Genomic DNA, 18,774 nt, shown 5'->3' on the forward strand with positions numbered 1-18,774 from the left:
CACGATGACCATGAGGCAGAACGGCTCGGAGGTCCTTGGCGAAGCCACTCTCGATGAGTGGGCGCGGGACCTGCGCGGCGAGATGATCCAACCTGGTGCCCCTGGTTACGACGAGGCACGGTCGATCTGGAACGGCGCCCATGACCGGAGACCGGCTCTCATCGTCCGCTGTCGCGGGGTGGCGGACGTACTCAAGACGGTTGCGCTCGCCCGTGGTGAGGGATTGCCCCTCGCGGTCCGCGGCGGCGGGCACAGCATCCCGGGTTTCTCGACGGTGGACCAGGGCATCGTGCTCGATCTGGCACCGATGAAGGGCGTCCGCGTCGACCCCGGCCGGCGTACGGTCACGGCGCAGGGCGGATGCCTGTGGGGTGACGTCGACGCCGAGACGCAGGCTTTCGGCTTGGCGGTCACCGGCGGCCTGATCTCCACGACGGGTATCGCGGGATTCGCCCTCGGCGGCGGCCTCGGCTGGCTGGTCCGCCGATTCGGCCTCACCAGCGACAACCTCGTCGGCGCGGACGTCGTGACCGCGGACGGCAGGTACCTGCACGCCGGCGGGGACGAGCATGCCGACCTGCTGTGGGCGCTCCGCGGTGGCGGCGGCAATTTCGGCGTCGTCACCTCGTTCGAGTTTCGGCTGCACGATGTCGGTCCGACGGTCTTCGCCGGTCCGGTCTTCTATCGTGGCGAGGACGCGGAGCGTGTGCTGCGTGGCTTCCGCGCGGCCGCGCCCACGGCACCGGACGAGTTGACCTTGGCGGTCAACCTGGCCACCGCACCGCCGGTGCCGTTTCTGCCCGAGGAGATACACGGCAAGCCCGTCGTGGTCGTTCTCGGCATGTGGTCGGGCGACCCCGGCGCCGGCGACGCCGCGACCCGGCCGTTCCGGGAGCTGGCGCCGGCGGTGGTCGATCTGTTCGGCCCGATGCCGTACCTGGCGATGCAGTGCATGCTCGACCCGCTGTACCCGCGCGGCATGTGGAACTACTTCCGGTCGGCGTTCTTCGGCGACCTGGACGACACGACGATCGGTGCGTTTCTCGACGCGTACGCTCAGGCGCCCAACGCCGTCTCGGAGTTGCACATCCACCATCTCGGCGGCGCGATGGGCCGGGTACCCGCCGACGCGACCGCGTTCGGCACCCGCGATCGGGACTTCATCCTGAACGTGGCGGCCCGGTCCATGGACGCCGACGGCTTTCCCGCCACGATCGAGTGGGCCCGCGCGGCGACCGGCGTCCTGGGCCCAAATGCCGCGGCGTACGTCAACTTCACCGGTGAGGCCGGCGAGGACCGTGTCCGGGCGTCCTACCCGAAGGACACGTACGAGCGGTTGGTGGCGGTCAAGGACCGCTACGACCCGGCGAACCTGTTCCGGCTCAACCAGAACATCCGGCCCTCGGCCGCTCGCTGAGCCGACGCGGCGAGCCGGCGCCCTCGGGGGTGCAGACCGGATAGGGCCCCGGTTCAGCGGCCACCACGAAGCCGCCCGAGGGCACGTCGAGCGTGATCGGGCCCCGCCCGCCGGTGGTGGCGGCCGGCCGGCCGTGGTCGTCGTAACTGTGGGCGACCGCCGGCCCGGTGCCGGGAACGTCGATCGTCATGCGCCGTGACGTCCGGGCCGCGCTGGAGAGCAGTACGGCCCGCTGGGTGACCAGGGCGGACACGAACGGCGTCAGCAGGAGAGCGTCGAGATCACCGCTTCCGCGTACGCCGGTCGCCGTCAGTTCGGTCACACCCGCCGGGAGGTGCCCGGTGACCGCCACGGGGAGCAACGCGCCGGGCGCGGGGGACGCGCCCTGCGCACCCCCGTCCCCGTAGCTGACACTGCCGAGTGAGGCGAAGGCCGTCACGCCGCCCGAACCGGGCACCCGGTTGATCACCGCTGCCACGAGTCTGGGCTGGGCGGATTCGGGTACGGTCCACCTGATTCGGCCACCAGCCCTGACCCGCAGGTAGGCGTTACCACTCCACTGCGATTCGCCGGTCCACGCCGATGCCGGGGTCACGACGGAGACCGGGCCGTCGAGCCGTCCGGACTCGGCCTCGACCGTGCGCCGGCCGTCGCGCTGCACCACCGGGCCGGCCGCCTTCGCGAGCGCGGCCAGATCTGGCGCCGCGTCCAGGGCGAGCATCGTGAGCAGGCCGTGGATCGTCGACTCGGCGCCGGAGTTGAGGTTGACCGTGCCGTCGCCGTTCACGCCGTCGTCGGTGGCGCCGGTACTCGGGTGGTACAGGGGGACGTTGGCCGGATTCTGGCCGAAGAACCAGCCTGCCGCGACACCGGCGAGTTGACGGAGGCCGGTCGAGTCGGCGGCCCTCGACACGGACAGCAGACTCTGTACGCGGGCGTCGGCCCCGTACGCGATCTGGGAATTGTCGGTCGGGGCGGGCAGCAGGCCGTTGACCGGGCCGGTCGCGGTGAGCAGGCCCGGCGTGAAGGCGGCGGCGTCGGCCAGCGCCGGGGTCAACAGCCGTCCGTCGCGGAGGGTGATCGAGGCCTCGGCCAGCGCCGACGGCATCTGGGCGCCCCAGGCGTGCCACAGCGACCGCGACCGGGCCCAGGGCAGGACGGCGCCGTACGGCCAGACGCCGGTGCCGCCGCCGCCCATTTCGGCGATGCCGGCGGCCAGCCGGGCCAGGGCGACCCGTGCGGTGGGCGGTCCGCCTGCGCGGACGTACGCGCTCAGCCCCAGCACCGCCTCGGCGCTGGCGTCCGCGCCGTCGGCCACCAGCCACGCGGGCATCCGCTTGCCGTCGACGACCCGGTGTTCACCGAAGCGGCCGAGCACCTGCCCGTCGAGGGCGGCGATCGACAGGTCGAGGCGGTCCTTGAGGAATGCGGCGAACGGCGGGTCGGCGGTACGGAAGGCGGCGTAGCCCTCGCCCAGCGCCCAGATCGTGCGCGCGAGCCAGTACGACGCCGCGGAGTCGGACGGGTCCGGCGTCTCGACCGGGATCGGGCTCGGGTTCAGCGTCCCGTCGGGTTGCATCCAGAGCACGACATTGCCTGCGTTCGGGCCGGTGGCCGTCTGCATGTAGGTCAGTCCGCGCAGCTGCTGGTAGGCCTGATCGCGGCTGGTTCGGTCACCGAACTGCCGCCAGTGGCGCAGGTAGACCACCGCGGCACGGGTGACATCGTCCGCGTCGTACGCGCCCTGCCCGTAGGTGCCGGTGCGCGCGTCGTAGGCGCCGCCGCCCACCCGGCGGTAGCCGCCGCCGGGCAGGTCGTCGGCGTAGGCCCAAAGCACACCGATGGACGGTTCGCCGTCGAGCCGGTAGGTGGTGTGACCGGCCTGGGCCGGCGGCTGCACCGTGTCGGCGAGGAAGTCCAGGTGGTCCAGGTTGCTCAGCACGGCCGGGTACGGCGACGGCGCGACGGCCGGGTCCGCCGGCACGGCGTGCGCGGCGACGGCGTGGACCGGGCCGGCCAGGAGCACGGCGGTCAGCGCCGCGGTGAGGGCGGGTCGGGTCATCGGCATGTTCGTCAACCCTTCACTCCGGAACCCACGTCGGACGAGACGAAGTGCCGCTGGAAGCCGACGAAGAGCAGGACCGCCGGGGCGGCCAGCACACAGGCGCCGGCCAGGATCGCGCCGTACGGGTTGGTGGCGGCCGACGCGACCGTGCTCATGTAGTTGGCGAGCGCCACCGCGAGCGGCTGCATACCGGTCTCCTTCGTGATCAGGAACGGCCACAGGAACTCGTTCCACGGCCCGATGAACGTCAGCAGCGTCGCGGTGAGCAGAGCGGGACGGACGAGCGGCAGGGCGACGGAGCGCAGTACGCGGATCTCGCTCGCTCCGTCGAGCCGTGCCGCCTCGAACAGTTCGACCGGCAGTTGCAGGAAGAACTGCCGGAACACGAACACCGCGACTGAATTGATCACGAAGGGAAGGATCATGCCCAGGTACGAGTCGGCCAGTCCGTAGCCGCGCACGACCTGTACGTACAGCGGGAGGACGAGCAGCTGGAACGGAATGACCTGGAGCAGCAGCATGACGGCGAAAAGGGTGCCGCGGCCGCGATACCGCAACTGGGCGAGCGCATAGCCGGCCAGAACCCCGAAGACCAGGGTGCCGATGACCACGCCCGCGGTGACGAGCACCGAGTTGAGCAGTGACCGCCACAGGCCGATGGCGGCGTTGATCTCGCTGTAGTTGTCGAAGCTGAGGTCGTCCGGCCTCGGCAGCGCGCCGCTCAGCGACGTGTCCGGCGCCACCTGCAGCGAGCCGACGATCATGTAGTAGAACGGGAACAGGAACGTGATCGCGCCGAGAGTCAAGGCGATCGTGCGCCACCACGAGAGGCCCCTGGTCATTCCCGCCTCCGTTCCAGCAGTCGCCGCGCCCCGGCAAGGAGCAGGACGCCGGCGACCAGGAGCACACCGATCGCCGCGGCGACGTCGGGATGCTGCTGCTCGATGCCGCGTTGATACATCAGCAGCACCGGCGACGCGGACTTGCCGCTCGGGCCACCGCCGTTCGTCAACAGGTACGGCTCGGTGAACAGGTTCGCGCCGGTGATGATCGCCAGAAGAGTGACCAGCGTCGTCGCCGGCCGTACGCCCGGAATCGTGACCGCCCGAAAGCTGCGCCAGCGGCCCGCGCCGTCGACCGCCGCCGACTCGTAGAGCTCTCTCGGCACGTTCTGCAACGCGGCCAGGTACAGCAGGATGAAGAAGCCGAGCTGCTTCCAGGTCACGAAGAGGGCGATCGACGGCATCGCCCACTTCTCGTTGATCAGCCACGACGGGTCCGGAGCCAGATCACCGAGCACCTGGTTGACCAGCCCGTCGGAGCTGAACAGGAACAGCCACACGCCGACCACGGCCACGCTCGCGGTCACGTACGGGACGTAGAAGCTGACCCGGAAGAACGTGCGAAACGGGATCGCCGCATTGAGGGCGGTGGCCAGCAGCAGCGACAGCACCACGGTCAGCGGCACGTTGATGACGAGGAAGATCAGGATGTTGACGAACGATTGGCGTACGGCCGGGTCGGCGAGCGCGGTGGTGTAGTTGTCGATTCCCACGAACGGCCGGGGGACGCTCACCCCGGGCGCGGTGAAGATGTAGTCGTGGAAGGAGATCCACACAGCCATGCCCAGCGGGTACGCGAAGACGGCGGCGACGTACACCGCGTACGGGGCGCTCAGCAGCAGCCCGACCGGATGAGGGCCGAAGACCGAGGCCGTCATCCGGTGCCGCCGTGTGGTGGCCGGTTTCGCCTCGGGCGTGACAGCGGTCATCGAGATCACCTCCGTGACCGATTCACCAGGTCGTCGATCTTCGCGGCCGCGTCCGCCAGAGCCTTGCCCGGATCCTCCTTGCCGAAGATCACCGAGTTCGTCCAGGCGTCCCGGAAGGTCTGCCACACCTCGACGGAAGCCGGTGTGTTCGGCACGTCGACCACGTGGGCCGCCTTGGCCGCGAACACCTTGTACTGCGGATTCGCCGCGAAATACGCCGGGTACTCCCGCACCAGGTCCTGCCGCAGCGGCATCTGCCCGGTCATCGCGAGCAGTTCGCCGTCCTGCTCGGAGCTGGTGGAGAACTTCAGGAAGTCCCAGGCCGTACCGCGGTTGGTGCAGGCCGTGTAGAGGGCGACGTTCTTCGCGTCGCTGAACGTGGACTGATTCTCTGCCGAGCCGGCCCGCGTCGGCACTGCGGTGACGCCCCATTCGACCTTGTCCTGGTACGCGGTGACGGCCCAGGGGCCGACACTGGCCATGGCGGCGGTGCCGTCGGCGAACGCGTCACCGGTGTACGCCTCCTTGCCTGCCAGGTTCTGGGCGTACAACTGCTGCCAGAGGCCGGCGACCGCCCGGCCCGCGTCGGAGTCGAACGTGGCCTTGGCATCGACGACGAGTTGCTGGCCGCTTTCCGCCACGTACATCGGGTAGAAGTCGAACCACGACTGGAAGAACTGGCTCGACGGCGACGGGAAGATGGCGTACCTGGCCGCGCCGCTCGACACCACCTTCTGCGAGGTGGCCAGGAAATCGGTGTACGTGGCCAGCGGCGGAGCGGTGGTGCTGATGCCCGCCTCGGCGAACGCCGTCTTGTTGTAGAACAGCATCACCGGGTTCGACTTCCACGGCAGTTGGTAGATCTTGCCGTTCGGGGACCTGTACTGGGCGCCGAGCTCACCCGAGCGCGCGGTCACGTAGCTCGTGCCGTCGGCGAAGTCGTCGAGCGGCACCAGACCACCCTGCGCCTGGAAGTTCGGGACGGCGGCAGGCGACGTGTTGTAGATCAAGCACGGGGCGTTCCCGGCGATGATGCCGGCCGAGATGACCGCTTCCGACGTCTGACCGGCCGGGATCTGCTGGGCCGTCACCTGCTCGTCCGGATGGGCGGCATTCCACGCCTGCACCACCTGTCTGCCCCAGGCGACCTCCTGCGCGTTGTTCGAAAACCACACGTCGATGGCGCCGCGGGCGGTCGCGTCGCCGGTGGCCGACGTATCGGCGCCTGCGCTGCAACCGGTGACGGCCAGGATCAGGGACAAGACGGCTGCCCCCGCGCGTGGAATCTGCACCTTAATCCTCTTCTACTCCTTGAAGACCTCTCTGTAGTCGGCCGCGGAAAGGCAACGACAGTGCTGGTCAGAGCCGGTTCTGTCGAGCGATGACGCCGCCCGTGCCGTCCTGTCGATCGGCCCAGCCGTCCCTGAGACCGCCTATTCCACTGTCGCGTATTCCATGCCTGGGCGCGCCCGGTTGACCCTGCTGGCATGACCGGCACCCTCGTAGCTGCCCTGGAGTCACCGTCGGATATCGAGTGTCACTGCCGAGAGTGGGCAGCTCATGCACGCCAGCACGGTTCCGTCCGGCTCGGTCTGGGTTACGGCGCCGTCGGTCAGGTGGACGGTGCAGGCGCCGCAGCCGCCGGCCGTGCAGGAGTACGGCATCGGCAGCCCGGCGGCGAGCCCGGCGTCCAGCAGCGTCTGCCCGGGTGCCACCACCGTCGTCCCGGCGAGACGCCCGTTCTCGGTCACGGTCAGCTCCTGCGGCTCGGTCGTCACGGTGTCCGGGCGGTTGTGGAAGCGCTCGCTGTGCACCCGTCCGCTGGAAACGCGCAGCTCGGACAGGACGGTCCGGACGGTGTCGGTCAGGGCCTCGGGCCCGCACACGTAGTAGTGGGCGTCCGGGCTCGGCTGCAGCCCGGCGACCCAGTGGCGGATGCCGTCGGCGCCGATCCGGCCGTCGCGGCGGGTCAGCACGTGGGTGACCGCCAGCCGGTCCGGGTGATCGCCGGCGAGCCGGTCCAGTTCGGCCCTGAAGATGATCTCTGTTTCGTCGCGGCTGCTGTAGAGCAGGGCGATCCGGCCGTGGTCCGGGCCGGCGAGCCGGGTGCGGATCATGCTCATCATCGGGGTGACGCCGCTGCCTGCCGCGACCAGCACGATCTCGGCCGGGGACCGCGGGTGGAACGTGCCGGACGGGCCGCGTACCGCCAGACGGTCTCCGACACGCAGCTTCCGGTGTACGTACGTGGAGAACACCCCGTTGTCGATGCGTTTGACGGTCACCTCCAACCGGGTCGCGCCGGGTGCCGAGGAGGCCGAGTAGGCGCGGCGTACCGGCCGGCCGGCCACCTCGGCGACAAGGGTGAAGAACTGGCCGGACCGGAAGTCGAAAGGATGACCGTCCTCCAGCACGACGGTGACCACGCTCGGTGTCTCCCGGCGGACCTCGGTGACCCGCACCTCCCGCAACGCGCCGTCGGCGTACCCCTCCTTGCGCAACCCGGAGCGGTACGCGCGGTTCATCACCCGCCGCAGCAGCCGTTCCAGCCCGGGGATCACCCGGACCGCGGTGAGCACGAACCGGGGTGCCGTGTTGGCCGCGAGGTGTTCGGTCGCCAGCATCATCAGGTCCGGCGCCTCACCCTGGCGGACGTGCGCGGCGGGCGACCACAGCCGGGCATCGATCACCGCGGTGCCGGTGGTCAGTGCGGCGTGTTCGACGTCGACGAGCAGGGCCGCCCGCGGTGGCGAACCGCGCAGCTCCAGCGTCTGCAGCAGTGCCGGGTCGGTGGTGACCGCTCCCCGGCCACGCAGGTGCAGCACGTCGGTGCGGCCCGGCACCAGCGCCGCCAGGGAGAGCCGGTCGTCGTGCATGAGGTTGTGCAGGGCGTCGGCGCGTTTGTTGCCCTTGCGATCGGCGATGAGAAGCGTCCGCCCGTCGAGGATTCGTGCCACCGAGCCCTGATCGCCGCGCGGGCTGGTGTCGCTGCCGCCGTCGCCGCCCCAGGTGGAGAGCGCGAGGAACGGAGCGGCGGCGAGGAAACAGGCCACGCCGGGGCGACTCAGCGGGCCGTCGCCGGAGACATCGGGAACCGGCTCGGCCGGGCCTGGCGGCTGCCACAGGCGCGACCGCAGGACGGCCTGCGCGCAGTGCACGAACGCTTCCTCGACGCCGATGACGAGACCCTCGACGGCGTCGGTGGTGACCGAGCCGTTGACGCGCAGGACTTCGCCGACCCCCGGGAGCAGGAAGAACAGTGAGACCGGCCCGCATGCCGCGGGCGGAAGGGTGAACGTGATCCGGGTGGGTGACAGCATGCGCGCGAACCCGGGCCGGCCGCCGACGAACGTCGTCGTGCTCGTCGCGTCGGCGTCGCGGTAGCCGAACGCGGCGATCGGGCTGCGCGCCAGCACCGCCCGGCAGCCCTCGTCGAGCGCGCTGATCTGTTTCATCAGTACCGGCGCGGGAGGGCGGCCGATGAGCGCCTCGATCTCGTCGACGGTGGTCAGGGACCTCATATCTTCCCAGTTCATGGCACTATTGTGAGCAATAGCTCAGCTATTCTGGTACTCGCTTTCTGCCGCCTGGGAAGGTATCGAGATGCCGTCGGCCGACCGCCGTCTTCAACCACGTCGCAAGCCCCGCCAGGTACGCGCCGAACTGACCCGCGAGCGCATCCTCACCGCGGCTGCTCACGTTTTCACCGAGTACGGGTACGCCGCCGGCACCACCAACCGCATCGCCGAGCGGGCCCGTATCTCGATCGGCTCGCTGTACCAGTACTTCCCGAACAAGGACGCGATCCTCGCCCAGTTGCTGATCCGTCACATCGACCGCGGCACGTGGACCGAGGCGGACCGGCTCGACCTCTCCCCAGGCACCCTCCGGGCAACGGTCCAAGCCCTGGTCCGCGACGCGATCGACAGTCACAGTGAGGATCCGCAACTGCTGCGCATCATGATCGAGGAGGCGCCGCTGTCCCAGGACCTTCTCGACGCCATCGACCGGCACGGCCGGATCCGTACCGCCCAGATCCGCGACCTGCTCTCCCGGCACCCGGACGTCCGCGTCGGCGACGTCGGTACGGCCGCCGACCTGATCCTGTTCACCATCGAGATGAACACGCACAAACTGATGGCCGCCCCCAGCACGGTGCCGGTCGAGACCTTCGCCACCGAACTGGTCGACATGGTCACCCGCTACCTGCGCGGCGATTGAAACCTACGTGAGCCGGCCACTGTCGAAGGTCGGCAGCACGGCGATCAGTCGACCCGCTCGCTGCTGGCAGCGAACCGGCCGAACAGGTCTCGGTAGCCCTCCAGGAGGGTCGTGATATGGCGGGGCGGCGTCACGCGTACGGGAAAAAGGGCGGAAGCGAAACGCGGGCCTCGACCACAAATAGGTCGGCAAGGAACTGCTATCTGGCCGCCCGGCGGGGAGCATGTTCTTGTCATTGTTCGGTCAGTGCGCGCCTACCTAACGTGAGGTGATCGACAAGGAGGCGGTTGTGCCCGAAACACAGGAGATTCAGCGGTTCCCGTTCGCCACGGCGTTGCCGGCGGAGCCCGCCCCACGATATGCGGAGCTGCGGAACACGGAGCCCGTCTCGCCCGTGCTGCTGCCGACCGGGCACGCGGGCTGGGTGGTCACCCGTTACGACGACGTCCGGGCGGTCTGCACCGATGCGCGATTCAGCAAGCAGGCGGTCACCGAGCCCGGTGCGCCGCGCCTGTTGCCGATCTTCCAGGACCTCAAGTCCATCGTGGTGATGGACGCGCCGGAGCACACCCGGCTGCGCAAGCTGGTGGTGAAGGCGTTCAGTGCCCGGCGGGTGGAGAGCCTCCGGCCGTACATGCGGCAGGTGACCGAGGAGCTGATCGCGGCGATGACCGCGGGCCCCTCGGAGGCCGACGTGGTCGCCGCGGTGGCCATGCCGCTGCCGATCAAGGTCATCTGCGAGTTGCTGGGTGTGCCGTTCCGGGACCGTGAGCAGTTCCGGATCTGGGGCGACGCGGTCGTCGGCCTCTCCGGCTCGGCGGGCGGCCCGGACGCGGTCAAGGAGGCGGCCGTCCAGCTCTTCGGCTATCTCGACGCGCTGATCGACAGCAAGCGCAGTGCGCCGGCCGATGACCTGCTCACCGCCCTGCTGGCCGCGCACGAGGCGGACGACCGGCTGTCCGCCGAGGAGTTGCGGGTCTTCGCGCTCACGCTGCTGATGGCCGGTTACCACACCACGGCGAGCGCGATCAGCCAGGCGCTGTTCCACCTGCTGCGCCGGCCGGAGAGCTACCGTTCGCTGGTGGGAGCGCCGGCCGAGGTGCTGGACCGTGCGCTGGAGGAGCTGCTGCGCTACAGCCAGGTGGCCAACGGGCTGGGCGCGATGCGGATCGCGCTGGAGGACGTGGAGCTGTCCGGTGTGCTCATCCGCAAGGGCGACGCCGTGGTGCCGGCGTTCGGATCGGCCAACCGGGACGGCGCCGTCTTCCCCGACGCGGACCGCCTCGTCCTCGACCGGCAGGACAACCCGCACATCTCCTTCGGCGCCGGCATCCACTACTGCCTCGGCGCCCAACTCGCCCGGGCGGAGATGCAGATCCTGCTGGCCACCCTCACCGAGCGGCTGCCGACCCTGTCCCTGGTGAACCCGGACGACCCGCTGACCTGGACCACACCGGCCTTCCCCCGGCCCGCCGCGATGCTCGTGCGGTGGTGAGCCGGAGCCGGCCGGGCCGTCGCGGCCCGGCCGGCTCTCCGGGCTACCTCCAGTCGCCCAGCATCTCGACGTGCACCAGGGCCCGCGCCGGCCGGCCACGGTAGGTCCCGGTCGCGGTGGCCGCTCCTTCGTAGACCCCGGACGCGGCACTGGTGCGCACGATCTCCTGCGCGCGGGGACGCGCGTCCACCACGAGCCTGGTGTCGATCGACGGGATGCGCACCACCCACCGGGTCGGGAACCGTTTGCCGGTCACCGGGCTCGTCCAGAAGGCGCCCGCGTCCTCGGCGAGCGGCACCAGCTCGGCGACCTCGATGCGGCCGTCGGGGTGCAGCACTGTCGCGGCGTGGTCCTCGTCGACGGTGGAGTAGTTGTCCAGCAGCGCGATCCGGTCCCCGTTGTCCAGGGTGACGGCCATCCACGTCCACTTCTTGAACTTGGAGAAGTCGCCGGCGAAGTACTGATGGTCCATCCAGGCCGTACCGGTCACCGGGTATTTCGTACCGTCGAGGGTGAGCGTCCCGGCGGCGGCGAAGTACGGCAGCTCGATGTTGTAGGTGGTCGTTCCCCACAACGGGATGAGCCCGGTGCCGCCGAAGTACAGCGCCGGCCCGGTGGCCCGGAGGCCGAGGTCGATGTCGGCGTTCGGCAGGACTCCGCGCAGTGACAGCGCGTCGAGTGTGCCGGTCAGCGACCCGGTCGGCATGCGCACCGCGATCTCCGACCCGGACGCGCTGACCTGGTCGAGCGGGAAGCTGCTCCACTTCTGGTGGAAGGCGCCGGTGTTCAGGTCGGTGACGGCGATGTTGGTCTCCGCCGTGTTCTTACCGACGGTGAACGCCACCTGGTAGGCGAACTGGTGCGGGCCCGCGCACAGGTGGCCGACGAAATACCAGCCCTCCCAGCCGATCCCGGGGTGGGCGGCCAGGTCGCCGGGCAGTTTCGGGAACGTCGGGAAAGCGGGGTCGGCGGGCACCGCGGTCGGCGCGGCGCCGGCCGTGCAGGCGATCCTCTTGAACGGGTCGGCGGAGCTGTCTCCCGCGGCGGAACCGCGCACCGGTGCGAGCACGATCAGCGCGGCAACCCCTGATGCCGTGATTCTTCGCCAACTCTTGGCGTACCTCATGTCAATTCCTCCCCGTAAGCGTGCGGCAGCCCCGCGCTTTTTCGTCGCGGCCTGCGGCAGATGAATCCATTGATGCGGCGCCGAATGCGCCCGGGCCAGGGTAGGAGCGGCTCCGGCGGCCCGCCAATAGCAATTTACTGTCGGGCGGCGCCGGGCCGTACCTTCACCGAACCGAACCCCGTACAAAACTCATTTCCGCATTGACGCTCGCCGAGCGTGGCTAAAAGACTCGGGGCAACAACCCGGATTCATGGGTGTCCGCAATCGGGAGATGAGATCATGACCGCCACCTATCTCGAAGTGGCCGCCGCCACGGCCGCCGTCGATGTCGCGATCAGGAACTTCTTCATCGAACGCCGTGCCGAGGCCGTCGCGCTCGGACCGGACTTCGCGGTGATGGTCGGCGATCTGGAGAGTTTCGTGCTGCGCGGCGGCAAGCGCATCCGGCCGACCTTCGCCTGGCTGGGCTGGATCGGTGCGGGCGGGGACCCGGAGGACCCGGGCGCCGAGGCGGTGCTGAGCGCCTGCTCCGGCTTCGAGCTGCTGCACGCGGCCGGCCTGATCCACGACGACATCATCGACGCGTCCCGGACCCGGCGCGGGCATCCCGCCGCGCACATCACGTACGCCGAACGGCACCGGGCGAGCCGCTTCTCCGGTGACTCGCAGATCTTCGGCACGGGCACCGCCATCCTGATCGGCGATCTGGCCCTGATCTGGGCCGACGTCCTGGTCCGCGGGTCCGGGCTGCCGGCCGACGCGCAGGCCCGGGTGTCGCCGGTGTGGTCCGCGGTGCGTTCCGAGGTGATGTACGGCCAGCTGCTCGACCTGATCAGCCAGGCCCGTGACGACGAGGACGTCGACGCGGCGCTGCGCGTGAACCGGTACAAGACGGCGTCGTACACGGTGGAACGTCCGTTGCAGTTCGGGGCGGCCATCGCCGGCGCCCCGGCCGACCTGATCACGGCGTACCGGAGTTTCGGCGCCGGTCTGGGGATCGCGTTCCAGCTCCGCGACGACCTGCTCGGCGTCTTCGGCGATCCCGAGGTGACCGGCAAGCCGTCCGGTGACGACCTGCGCGAGGGCAAGCGGACGGTGCTGCTCGCGACCGCGCTGAAACTGGCCGACGAACAGGACCCGGAGGCGGCGGCGTTCCTGCGGGCGAGTGTCGGCACCGACATCTCCGAGGCGGACCTCGCCCGGATCCGCGCCATCCTCGTCGACGTCGGCGCCGTCGAGCAGACCGAGCGGCAGATCGCGCTGCGCACCGACGAGGCGGTGGCCGTGCTGGAGGCGAGCAGTGCCGCCGGCCCCGCGAAACATCAGCTCGCCGAAATGGCGATCAAGGTGACGCAGCGGGCCCTGTGATGTCGTCGACGGATCTGGTCACCTTCCCCGGCCGCGGTGGCACGGGCGCCGAGTCCGGCCGCCCCGGTGTCGGCCGCGCGCACGGCAAAGCCATCCTGCTCGGCGAGCACGCCGTCGTGTACGGCGCTCCGGCGCTGGTCATGCCGATGCCGCAGCTGACCGTCACGGTGCACGCGACACGGTTCGCGTGCCCGGGCGACGGCCCGGACAAGATCTCCTTCGTGATCGCCGGGCAGCATCCCGCACCGGTGACGCCACTGGTCACCGACGGTTTGCAGTACCTGGTGGAGAAGTTCAGGGAGAGGACCGCCGTCACCGGGCGCATGTGCGCCGACGTGCTCATCGACTCCGGCATCCCGCAGGGCCGGGGGCTCGGCTCCAGCGCCGCGTGTGCCCGGGCGGCGGTGCTCGCCCTGGCCGACGCCTTCGGCCGCCCGCTCGACGCCGCCGCGGTCTACGACCTCGTGCAGGCGTCGGAGACGGTGGCGCACGGCCGGGCGAGCGGCATCGACGCGCTGGCCACCGGGGCGACGGCCCCGCTGCTCTTCCGCGGCGGCAGCGCCCGGGAGCTGCCGATCACCATGTCCGGCGGGCCGTCCCGTTTCGACGGTGTCTTCATCGTCGCGGACAGCGGCGCCGGGGGCAGCACCAAGGAGGCGGTGGAGCTGTTGCGGGATCGGTTCGACCAGGACGAGAAGATCAAAGAAGCATTCGTACGCCGGGTGTCGGAGCTGACCACCGCGGCGCTGCGCGATCTCGAGGACGGCCGGCTGACCGGGTTCGGCGCCCGCCTGACCGAGAACCACCGCTTGCTCCGCGATCTCGGGATCAGTACCGAGCCGATCGACGCGATGGTCGAAGCGGCGCTGGCCGCCGGTGGCCTGGGCGCCAAGATCACTGGCGGTGGGCTGGGTGGCTGCATGATCGCGCTGGCCGGCGACCCAGGCCGGGCGGAAGCGGTCGCGCACGGCATCGAGGCGGCCGGCGCGGTGAAGTCCTGGGTCGTACCGGTGGGGAGGTTCGCCAGCCATGACCGTTGACAACCAGTTGAAAGCAGCTGCCGCGACCGCGGTGGCCCATCCGAACATCGCGCTGATCAAGTACTGGGGCAAGAGCGACGAGCGCCTGATGATCCCGTACGTCGACAGCCTGTCGATGACCCTGGACATCCTGCCCACCGTCACCACCGTCGCGCTCGGCCCGGAGGAGCGGACCGATCGGGTCACCCTCGACGGCTCACCCGCGACGGGCGACTTCCGGCAGCGCGTCGTCACGTTCCTGGACCTGCTGCGGGCGATGGCCGGGCGCGACGAGCGGGCCGTCGTCGACACCCGCAACGTGGTGCCCACCGGGGCCGGGCTCGCCTCCTCGGCGAGCGGGTTCGCCGCGCTGGCCATGGCGGGCGCCGCCGCGTACGGTCTCGATCTCGATCCCACCGCTCTCTCCCGGCTGGCCCGGCGGGGCTCGGCGTCGGCCTCCCGGTCGATCTTCGGCGGCTTCGCGATCTGCCACGCCGGCCGGGGCGGCGGTGCGGCCGCCGATCAGAGCGCCTACGCCGAGCCGGTGCCCGTCACCGGCCTGGACCCGGCACTGGTGATCGCGCTGGTGAACGCGGGCCCCAAAGCCGTGTCCAGCCGTGCGGCGATGCGGCGTACCGTCGCCACGTCACCGCTCTACCAGTCCTGGGCGGCGTCCAGCAAGATCGACCTGGCCGAGATGCGGGGCGCGCTGCACCGCGGCGATCTGGCGGCGGTGGGCGAGATCGCCGAGCGCAACGCGCTCGGCATGCACGCCACGATGCTGGCCGCACGCCCCGCGGTGCGATACCTGTCCCCGGACACCGTGACCGTGCTCGACAGCGTCCTGCGACTGCGGGCGGACGGCGTCGCGGCCTACGCGACCATGGACGCCGGACCGAACGTCAAGGTGCTCTGCCACCGGGCGGACGCCGTGCGGGTGGCCGACGCGGTGCGGGCCGCCGTACCGGACTGCTCGGTCCTCACCGCCGGTCCGGGCCCGGCCGCGCTGCTGCGGACGGAGGCCGGCCGGTGAGCGGCCCGCCCCCGGTCCGCTCGGACGCGCCGGGAAAGCTGTTCGTCGCGGGCGAGTACGCGGTGATGGAACCGGGCCACCCGGCGATCCTGATCGCGGTCGACCGGCAGGTGAGCGTCACGGTGTCCACACCGGACGGCGCCGACGTCGTGATCGACTCGGATCTGAACCCGGCGGAGACACGGCTGGAGCGGCGAGGTGGCGACCTCGTGGCGGCCGGCGCGGACGCGGGGAAGGCGCCCGAAGGGCTCGGCCATGTGCTGTCGGCGATCGGCGTGGTCGGCGAGCTGCTGACCGAACGCGGGTCGCGGATGCCCGCCGTGCACCTGTCGATCCGCAGCCGCCTGCACCGCGACGGCCTCAAGTTCGGCCTGGGCTCGAGCGGCGCGGTCACGGTGGCGGTGGTGACGGCGGTGGCGTCGTACTGCGGCGTGGAGTTGTCCCCCGAACAGCGGTACCGGCTCGCGATGCTGGCGACGGCACGGCACGATGCCGGCTCGTCCGGCGGTGACCTGGCCGCCAGCGTGTGGGGTGGCTGGCTCGCGTACCACGCGCCGGACCGGGCCGTCGTCCTCGACCTGGCCGACCGGCGCGGGGTCGGGGAGATGCTGCGCAGCCCGTGGCCGGGTTTCTCGGTCCGCCGGCTGGAGCCGCCGCGGGGACTGGCCCTGGAGGTGGGCTGGACGGGCGAGCCCGCCAGCACGTTCTCCCTGGCCCAGCGCCTGGGCTCGCGGGCCTGGCGGGGCAGTGCGGCGCAACGCGGCTTCCTGGCGCGCAGCGACGAGTGCGTGCGGGCCGCGATGGGGGCGCTGGACCGGGGAGACGACCGGGAGTTGCTGGAGCACATCCGGGCCGCCCGCCGGGTGCTCGCCGACCTGGACGACGAGGTCCGGCTGGGCATCTTCACCCCCCGGCTCACGGCGCTGTGCGACGCCGCCGACGCCGTCGGTGGCGCGGCCAAACCGTCGGGGGCCGGCGGTGGGGACTGCGGCATCGCCCTGCTGGACGCCGCGGCCAAACGGGACATCTCACAACTGCGGAAGGAATGGGTCGCCGCCGGGGTGCTGCCCATGCCGATCCATGTCCAGCCCACGAAGGGAAGCCCAGAATGATCGCCAACCGGAAGGACGACCACGTCCGTTTCGCCGCCGAGCAGCAGCGCCGCCCCGACGGGCACAACCAGTTCGACGACGTGTCCTTCGTCCACCACGCGCTGGCCGGCATCGACCGTGCCGACATCTCGCTGACCACCCGGTTCGGCGGCATCGAGTGGCCGGTCCCGCTGTACATCAACGCGATGACCGGCGGCAGCGCCAAGACCGGCCTGATCAACCGTGATCTCGCGATCGCCGCCCAGGAGACCGGGGTGCCCATCGCCACCGGGTCGATGAGCGCGTACTTCGCCGACGACGCGGTGGCGGACACCTTCAGCGTGATGCGCCGGGAGAACCCGAAGGGGTTCATCATCGCGAACGTCAACGCCAACGCCACCGTCGACAAGGCCCGCCGGGCGATCGACCTGATGGAGGCCGACGCCCTCCAGATCCACCTGAACTCCATCCAGGAGACGGTGATGCCGGAGGGCGACCGCGCGTTCTCGTCGTGGGAGCCGCAGATCGGGAAGATCGTGGCCGGCGCCGGCGTACCGGTGATCGTCAAGGAGGTCGGCTTCGGGCTCAGCCGCGAGACCCTGGAACGGCTGCGGGAGCTCGGTGTGACGGTGGCCGATGTCGCCGGCAGCGGCGGCACGAACTTCGCGCGGATCGAGAACGACCGGCGGGACCGGGCCGACTACTCCTTCCTCAACGGGTGGGGACAGTCCACCCCGGCCTGCCTGCTGGACGCCCAGGGCGCCGGCCTCCCGGTGCTCGGGTCGGGTGGGGTCCGCCACCCGCTCGACGTGGTACGGGCCCTGGCGCTCGGCGCCTCCGCCGTCGGCGCGTCCGGGCTGTTCCTCACCACCGTGCTCGACGGCGGCCCGCCCGCCCTGATCGCGCTGATCTCCGGATGGCTCGATCAGCTGAAAGCCCTGATGACCGCGCTGGGTGCGCGGAACCCGGCGGAACTGACCCGGTGCGATGTGCTGATCAGCGACGGCCTGCGCGACTTCTGCGCCGACCGGGACATCGACATCCGCCGGCTCGCTACACGCTCCCGGTCGCACCGTGGCGGCCCGGAGCCGATCGGAGGCACACGATGAGCGACACGACATTGACCGCCAGTGTTCCCCTGCGGTGGGTGGGCCCGCTGCACATCACCGGGAACGTGGGAGACATCGAGACGGAGGTCCCGCTCGCCACCTACGAGTCGCCGCTGTGGCCCTCGGTCGGCCGGGGCGCGAAGATCTCCCGGCTGGTCGGGCCGGGCATCGTCGCCACCCTCGTCGACGAGCGCATGACCCGCTCGGTGCTGGTCCGGGCGGAGGACGCGCAGACCGCCTACATGGCCGCGCTGGAGGTCGACGCCCGGCTCGACGAACTGCGGGAGATCGTGCGCACCTGCGGCCGTTTCGTCGAGCTGATCGGCTTCCACCACGAGATCACCGCGCACCTGCTGTATCTGCGCTTCGATTTCACCACCGGCGACGCGTCCGGGCACAACATGGCGACGCTGGCCGCCGACGCGCTGCTCGCGCACATCCTCAAGACGATTCCGGGGATCTCGTACGGCTCGATCTCGGGAAACTACTGCACCGACAAGAAGGCGACCGCGGTCAACGGCATCCTCGGCCGCGGCAAGAACGTGATCACCGAACTGACGATTCCGCGCGACATCGTCCGGGACAACCTGCACACGACGGCCGCCGCGGTCGCCGAGCTCAACGTGCACAAGAACCTGATCGGCACGCTGCTCGCCGGCGGCATCCGCTCGGCCAACGCGCACTACGCGAACATGCTGCTCGGGATCTATCTGGCGACCGGGCAGGACGCCGCCAACATCATCGAGGGCTCGCAGGGCGTGACGGTGGCCGAGGACCGCGACGGTGACCTCTACTTCTCCTGCACCCTGCCGAACCTGATCCTCGGCACCGTCGGCAACGGCAAGGGACTCGACTTCGTCGAGGAGAACCTGACCCGGCTGGGCTGCCGGGAGGAGCGCGAGCCCGGTGAGAACGCCCGCCGGCTCGCGGTGATCACCGCGGCCACCGTGCTGTGCGGGGAACTGTCCCTGCTCGCGGCGCAGACCAACCCGGGTGAGCTGATGCAGGCGCACGTCCGGTTGGAGCGCGACAACAAGACCGCCAAGATCGGAGAGTAGC

Annotated in this window: 15 protein-coding genes; 9 read left to right on the forward strand and 6 right to left on the reverse strand. The window is 70.6% G+C overall.

What is annotated here, in order from left to right; all coding sequences use genetic code 11:
* Positions 1 to 4 precede the first annotated feature (4 nt).
* A complete protein-coding gene (locus IEZ13_RS38710; protein WP_183222320.1) occupies positions 5 to 1,417 on the forward strand; it encodes an FAD-binding oxidoreductase in 1,413 nt (470 codons plus the stop codon).
* Here the strand turns inward: IEZ13_RS38710 and IEZ13_RS38715 are convergent.
* The 5 genes from IEZ13_RS38715 to IEZ13_RS38735 all read right to left on the reverse strand — a co-directional run bounded on the left by IEZ13_RS38715 (position 1,383) and on the right by IEZ13_RS38735 (position 8,789).
* The gene (locus IEZ13_RS38715) at positions 1,383 to 3,485 is read right to left on the reverse strand and encodes a hypothetical protein (protein ID WP_183222321.1); all 2,103 of its coding nucleotides are present in this window, start codon (positions 3,483 to 3,485) and stop codon (positions 1,383 to 1,385) included. The genes IEZ13_RS38710 and IEZ13_RS38715 overlap by 35 nt on opposite strands.
* 5 nt (positions 3,486 to 3,490) lie before the next feature.
* The gene (locus IEZ13_RS38720; protein ID WP_203833842.1) at positions 3,491 to 4,324 is read right to left on the reverse strand and encodes a carbohydrate ABC transporter permease; all 834 of its coding nucleotides are present in this window, start codon (positions 4,322 to 4,324) and stop codon (positions 3,491 to 3,493) included.
* The gene (locus tag IEZ13_RS38725; RefSeq protein ID WP_183222322.1) at positions 4,321 to 5,253 is read right to left on the reverse strand and encodes a carbohydrate ABC transporter permease; all 933 of its coding nucleotides are present in this window, start codon (positions 5,251 to 5,253) and stop codon (positions 4,321 to 4,323) included. Before IEZ13_RS38725 ends, IEZ13_RS38720 begins: the two co-directional genes overlap by 4 nt.
* 5 nt (positions 5,254 to 5,258) lie before the next feature.
* Positions 5,259 to 6,545 (reverse strand): extracellular solute-binding protein, encoded by a 1,287-nt coding sequence (locus tag IEZ13_RS38730; RefSeq protein ID WP_183222323.1) that lies wholly within the window; start codon positions 6,543 to 6,545, stop codon positions 5,259 to 5,261.
* 225 nt (positions 6,546 to 6,770) lie between these two features.
* On the reverse strand, positions 6,771 to 8,789 hold the full coding sequence (locus tag IEZ13_RS38735; protein WP_229795586.1) for a 2Fe-2S iron-sulfur cluster-binding protein: 2,019 nt from the start codon (positions 8,787 to 8,789) through the stop codon (positions 6,771 to 6,773).
* Positions 8,790 to 8,856: 67 nt separating this feature from the next.
* On the opposite strand from IEZ13_RS38735, the gene IEZ13_RS38740 reads away from it, so the two are divergent.
* Positions 8,857 to 9,474 carry a TetR/AcrR family transcriptional regulator gene (locus tag IEZ13_RS38740; protein ID WP_183222324.1) on the forward strand — a complete coding sequence of 206 codons (618 nt, stop codon included), beginning with the start codon at positions 8,857 to 8,859 and terminating at the stop codon, positions 9,472 to 9,474.
* Between the two features lie 289 nt (positions 9,475 to 9,763).
* Positions 9,764 to 10,969, forward strand: a complete 1,206-nt coding sequence (locus IEZ13_RS38745) for a cytochrome P450 (RefSeq protein ID WP_203833844.1) — start codon at positions 9,764 to 9,766, stop codon at positions 10,967 to 10,969.
* A 43-nt stretch (positions 10,970 to 11,012) separates the two neighbouring features.
* On the opposite strand, the gene IEZ13_RS38750 is transcribed toward IEZ13_RS38745, so the two are convergent.
* Positions 11,013 to 12,095, reverse strand: coding sequence for a lipocalin-like domain-containing protein (locus tag IEZ13_RS38750; protein WP_183222325.1), 1,083 nt, complete (start codon positions 12,093 to 12,095; stop codon positions 11,013 to 11,015).
* Positions 12,096 to 12,374: 279 nt separating this feature from the next.
* Between IEZ13_RS38750 and IEZ13_RS38755 the strand changes: the two genes are divergently transcribed.
* The 6 genes from IEZ13_RS38755 to IEZ13_RS38780 are packed head-to-tail and all read left to right on the forward strand — an operon-like array spanning position 12,375 to position 18,773.
* Entirely contained in the window at positions 12,375 to 13,463 is a 1,089-nt protein-coding gene (locus IEZ13_RS38755; protein ID WP_183222326.1) for a polyprenyl synthetase family protein, read from the forward strand.
* The gene (gene mvk, locus IEZ13_RS38760; RefSeq protein ID WP_183222327.1) at positions 13,463 to 14,503 is read left to right on the forward strand and encodes a mevalonate kinase; all 1,041 of its coding nucleotides are present in this window, start codon (positions 13,463 to 13,465) and stop codon (positions 14,501 to 14,503) included. The genes IEZ13_RS38755 and mvk overlap by 1 nt, the downstream gene beginning before the upstream one ends.
* Positions 14,493 to 15,515 (forward strand): diphosphomevalonate decarboxylase, encoded by a 1,023-nt coding sequence (gene mvaD / locus IEZ13_RS38765; RefSeq protein ID WP_183222328.1) that lies wholly within the window; start codon positions 14,493 to 14,495, stop codon positions 15,513 to 15,515. Before mvk ends, mvaD begins: the two co-directional genes overlap by 11 nt.
* Entirely contained in the window at positions 15,512 to 16,627 is a 1,116-nt protein-coding gene (locus tag IEZ13_RS38770; protein WP_183222329.1) for a phosphomevalonate kinase, read from the forward strand. Before mvaD ends, IEZ13_RS38770 begins: the two co-directional genes overlap by 4 nt.
* A complete protein-coding gene (fni, locus tag IEZ13_RS38775) occupies positions 16,624 to 17,715 on the forward strand; it encodes a type 2 isopentenyl-diphosphate Delta-isomerase (protein ID WP_183222330.1) in 1,092 nt (363 codons plus the stop codon). Before IEZ13_RS38770 ends, fni begins: the two co-directional genes overlap by 4 nt.
* A complete protein-coding gene (locus IEZ13_RS38780; protein ID WP_183222331.1) occupies positions 17,712 to 18,773 on the forward strand; it encodes a hydroxymethylglutaryl-CoA reductase in 1,062 nt (353 codons plus the stop codon). The genes fni and IEZ13_RS38780 overlap by 4 nt, the downstream gene beginning before the upstream one ends.
* The last annotated feature ends 1 nt before the right edge of the window (position 18,774 follow it).

The sequence above is a fragment of the Actinoplanes campanulatus genome, assembly GCF_014647795.1.
In the GTDB taxonomy this organism is placed as follows: domain Bacteria; phylum Actinomycetota; class Actinomycetes; order Mycobacteriales; family Micromonosporaceae; genus Actinoplanes; species Actinoplanes campanulatus.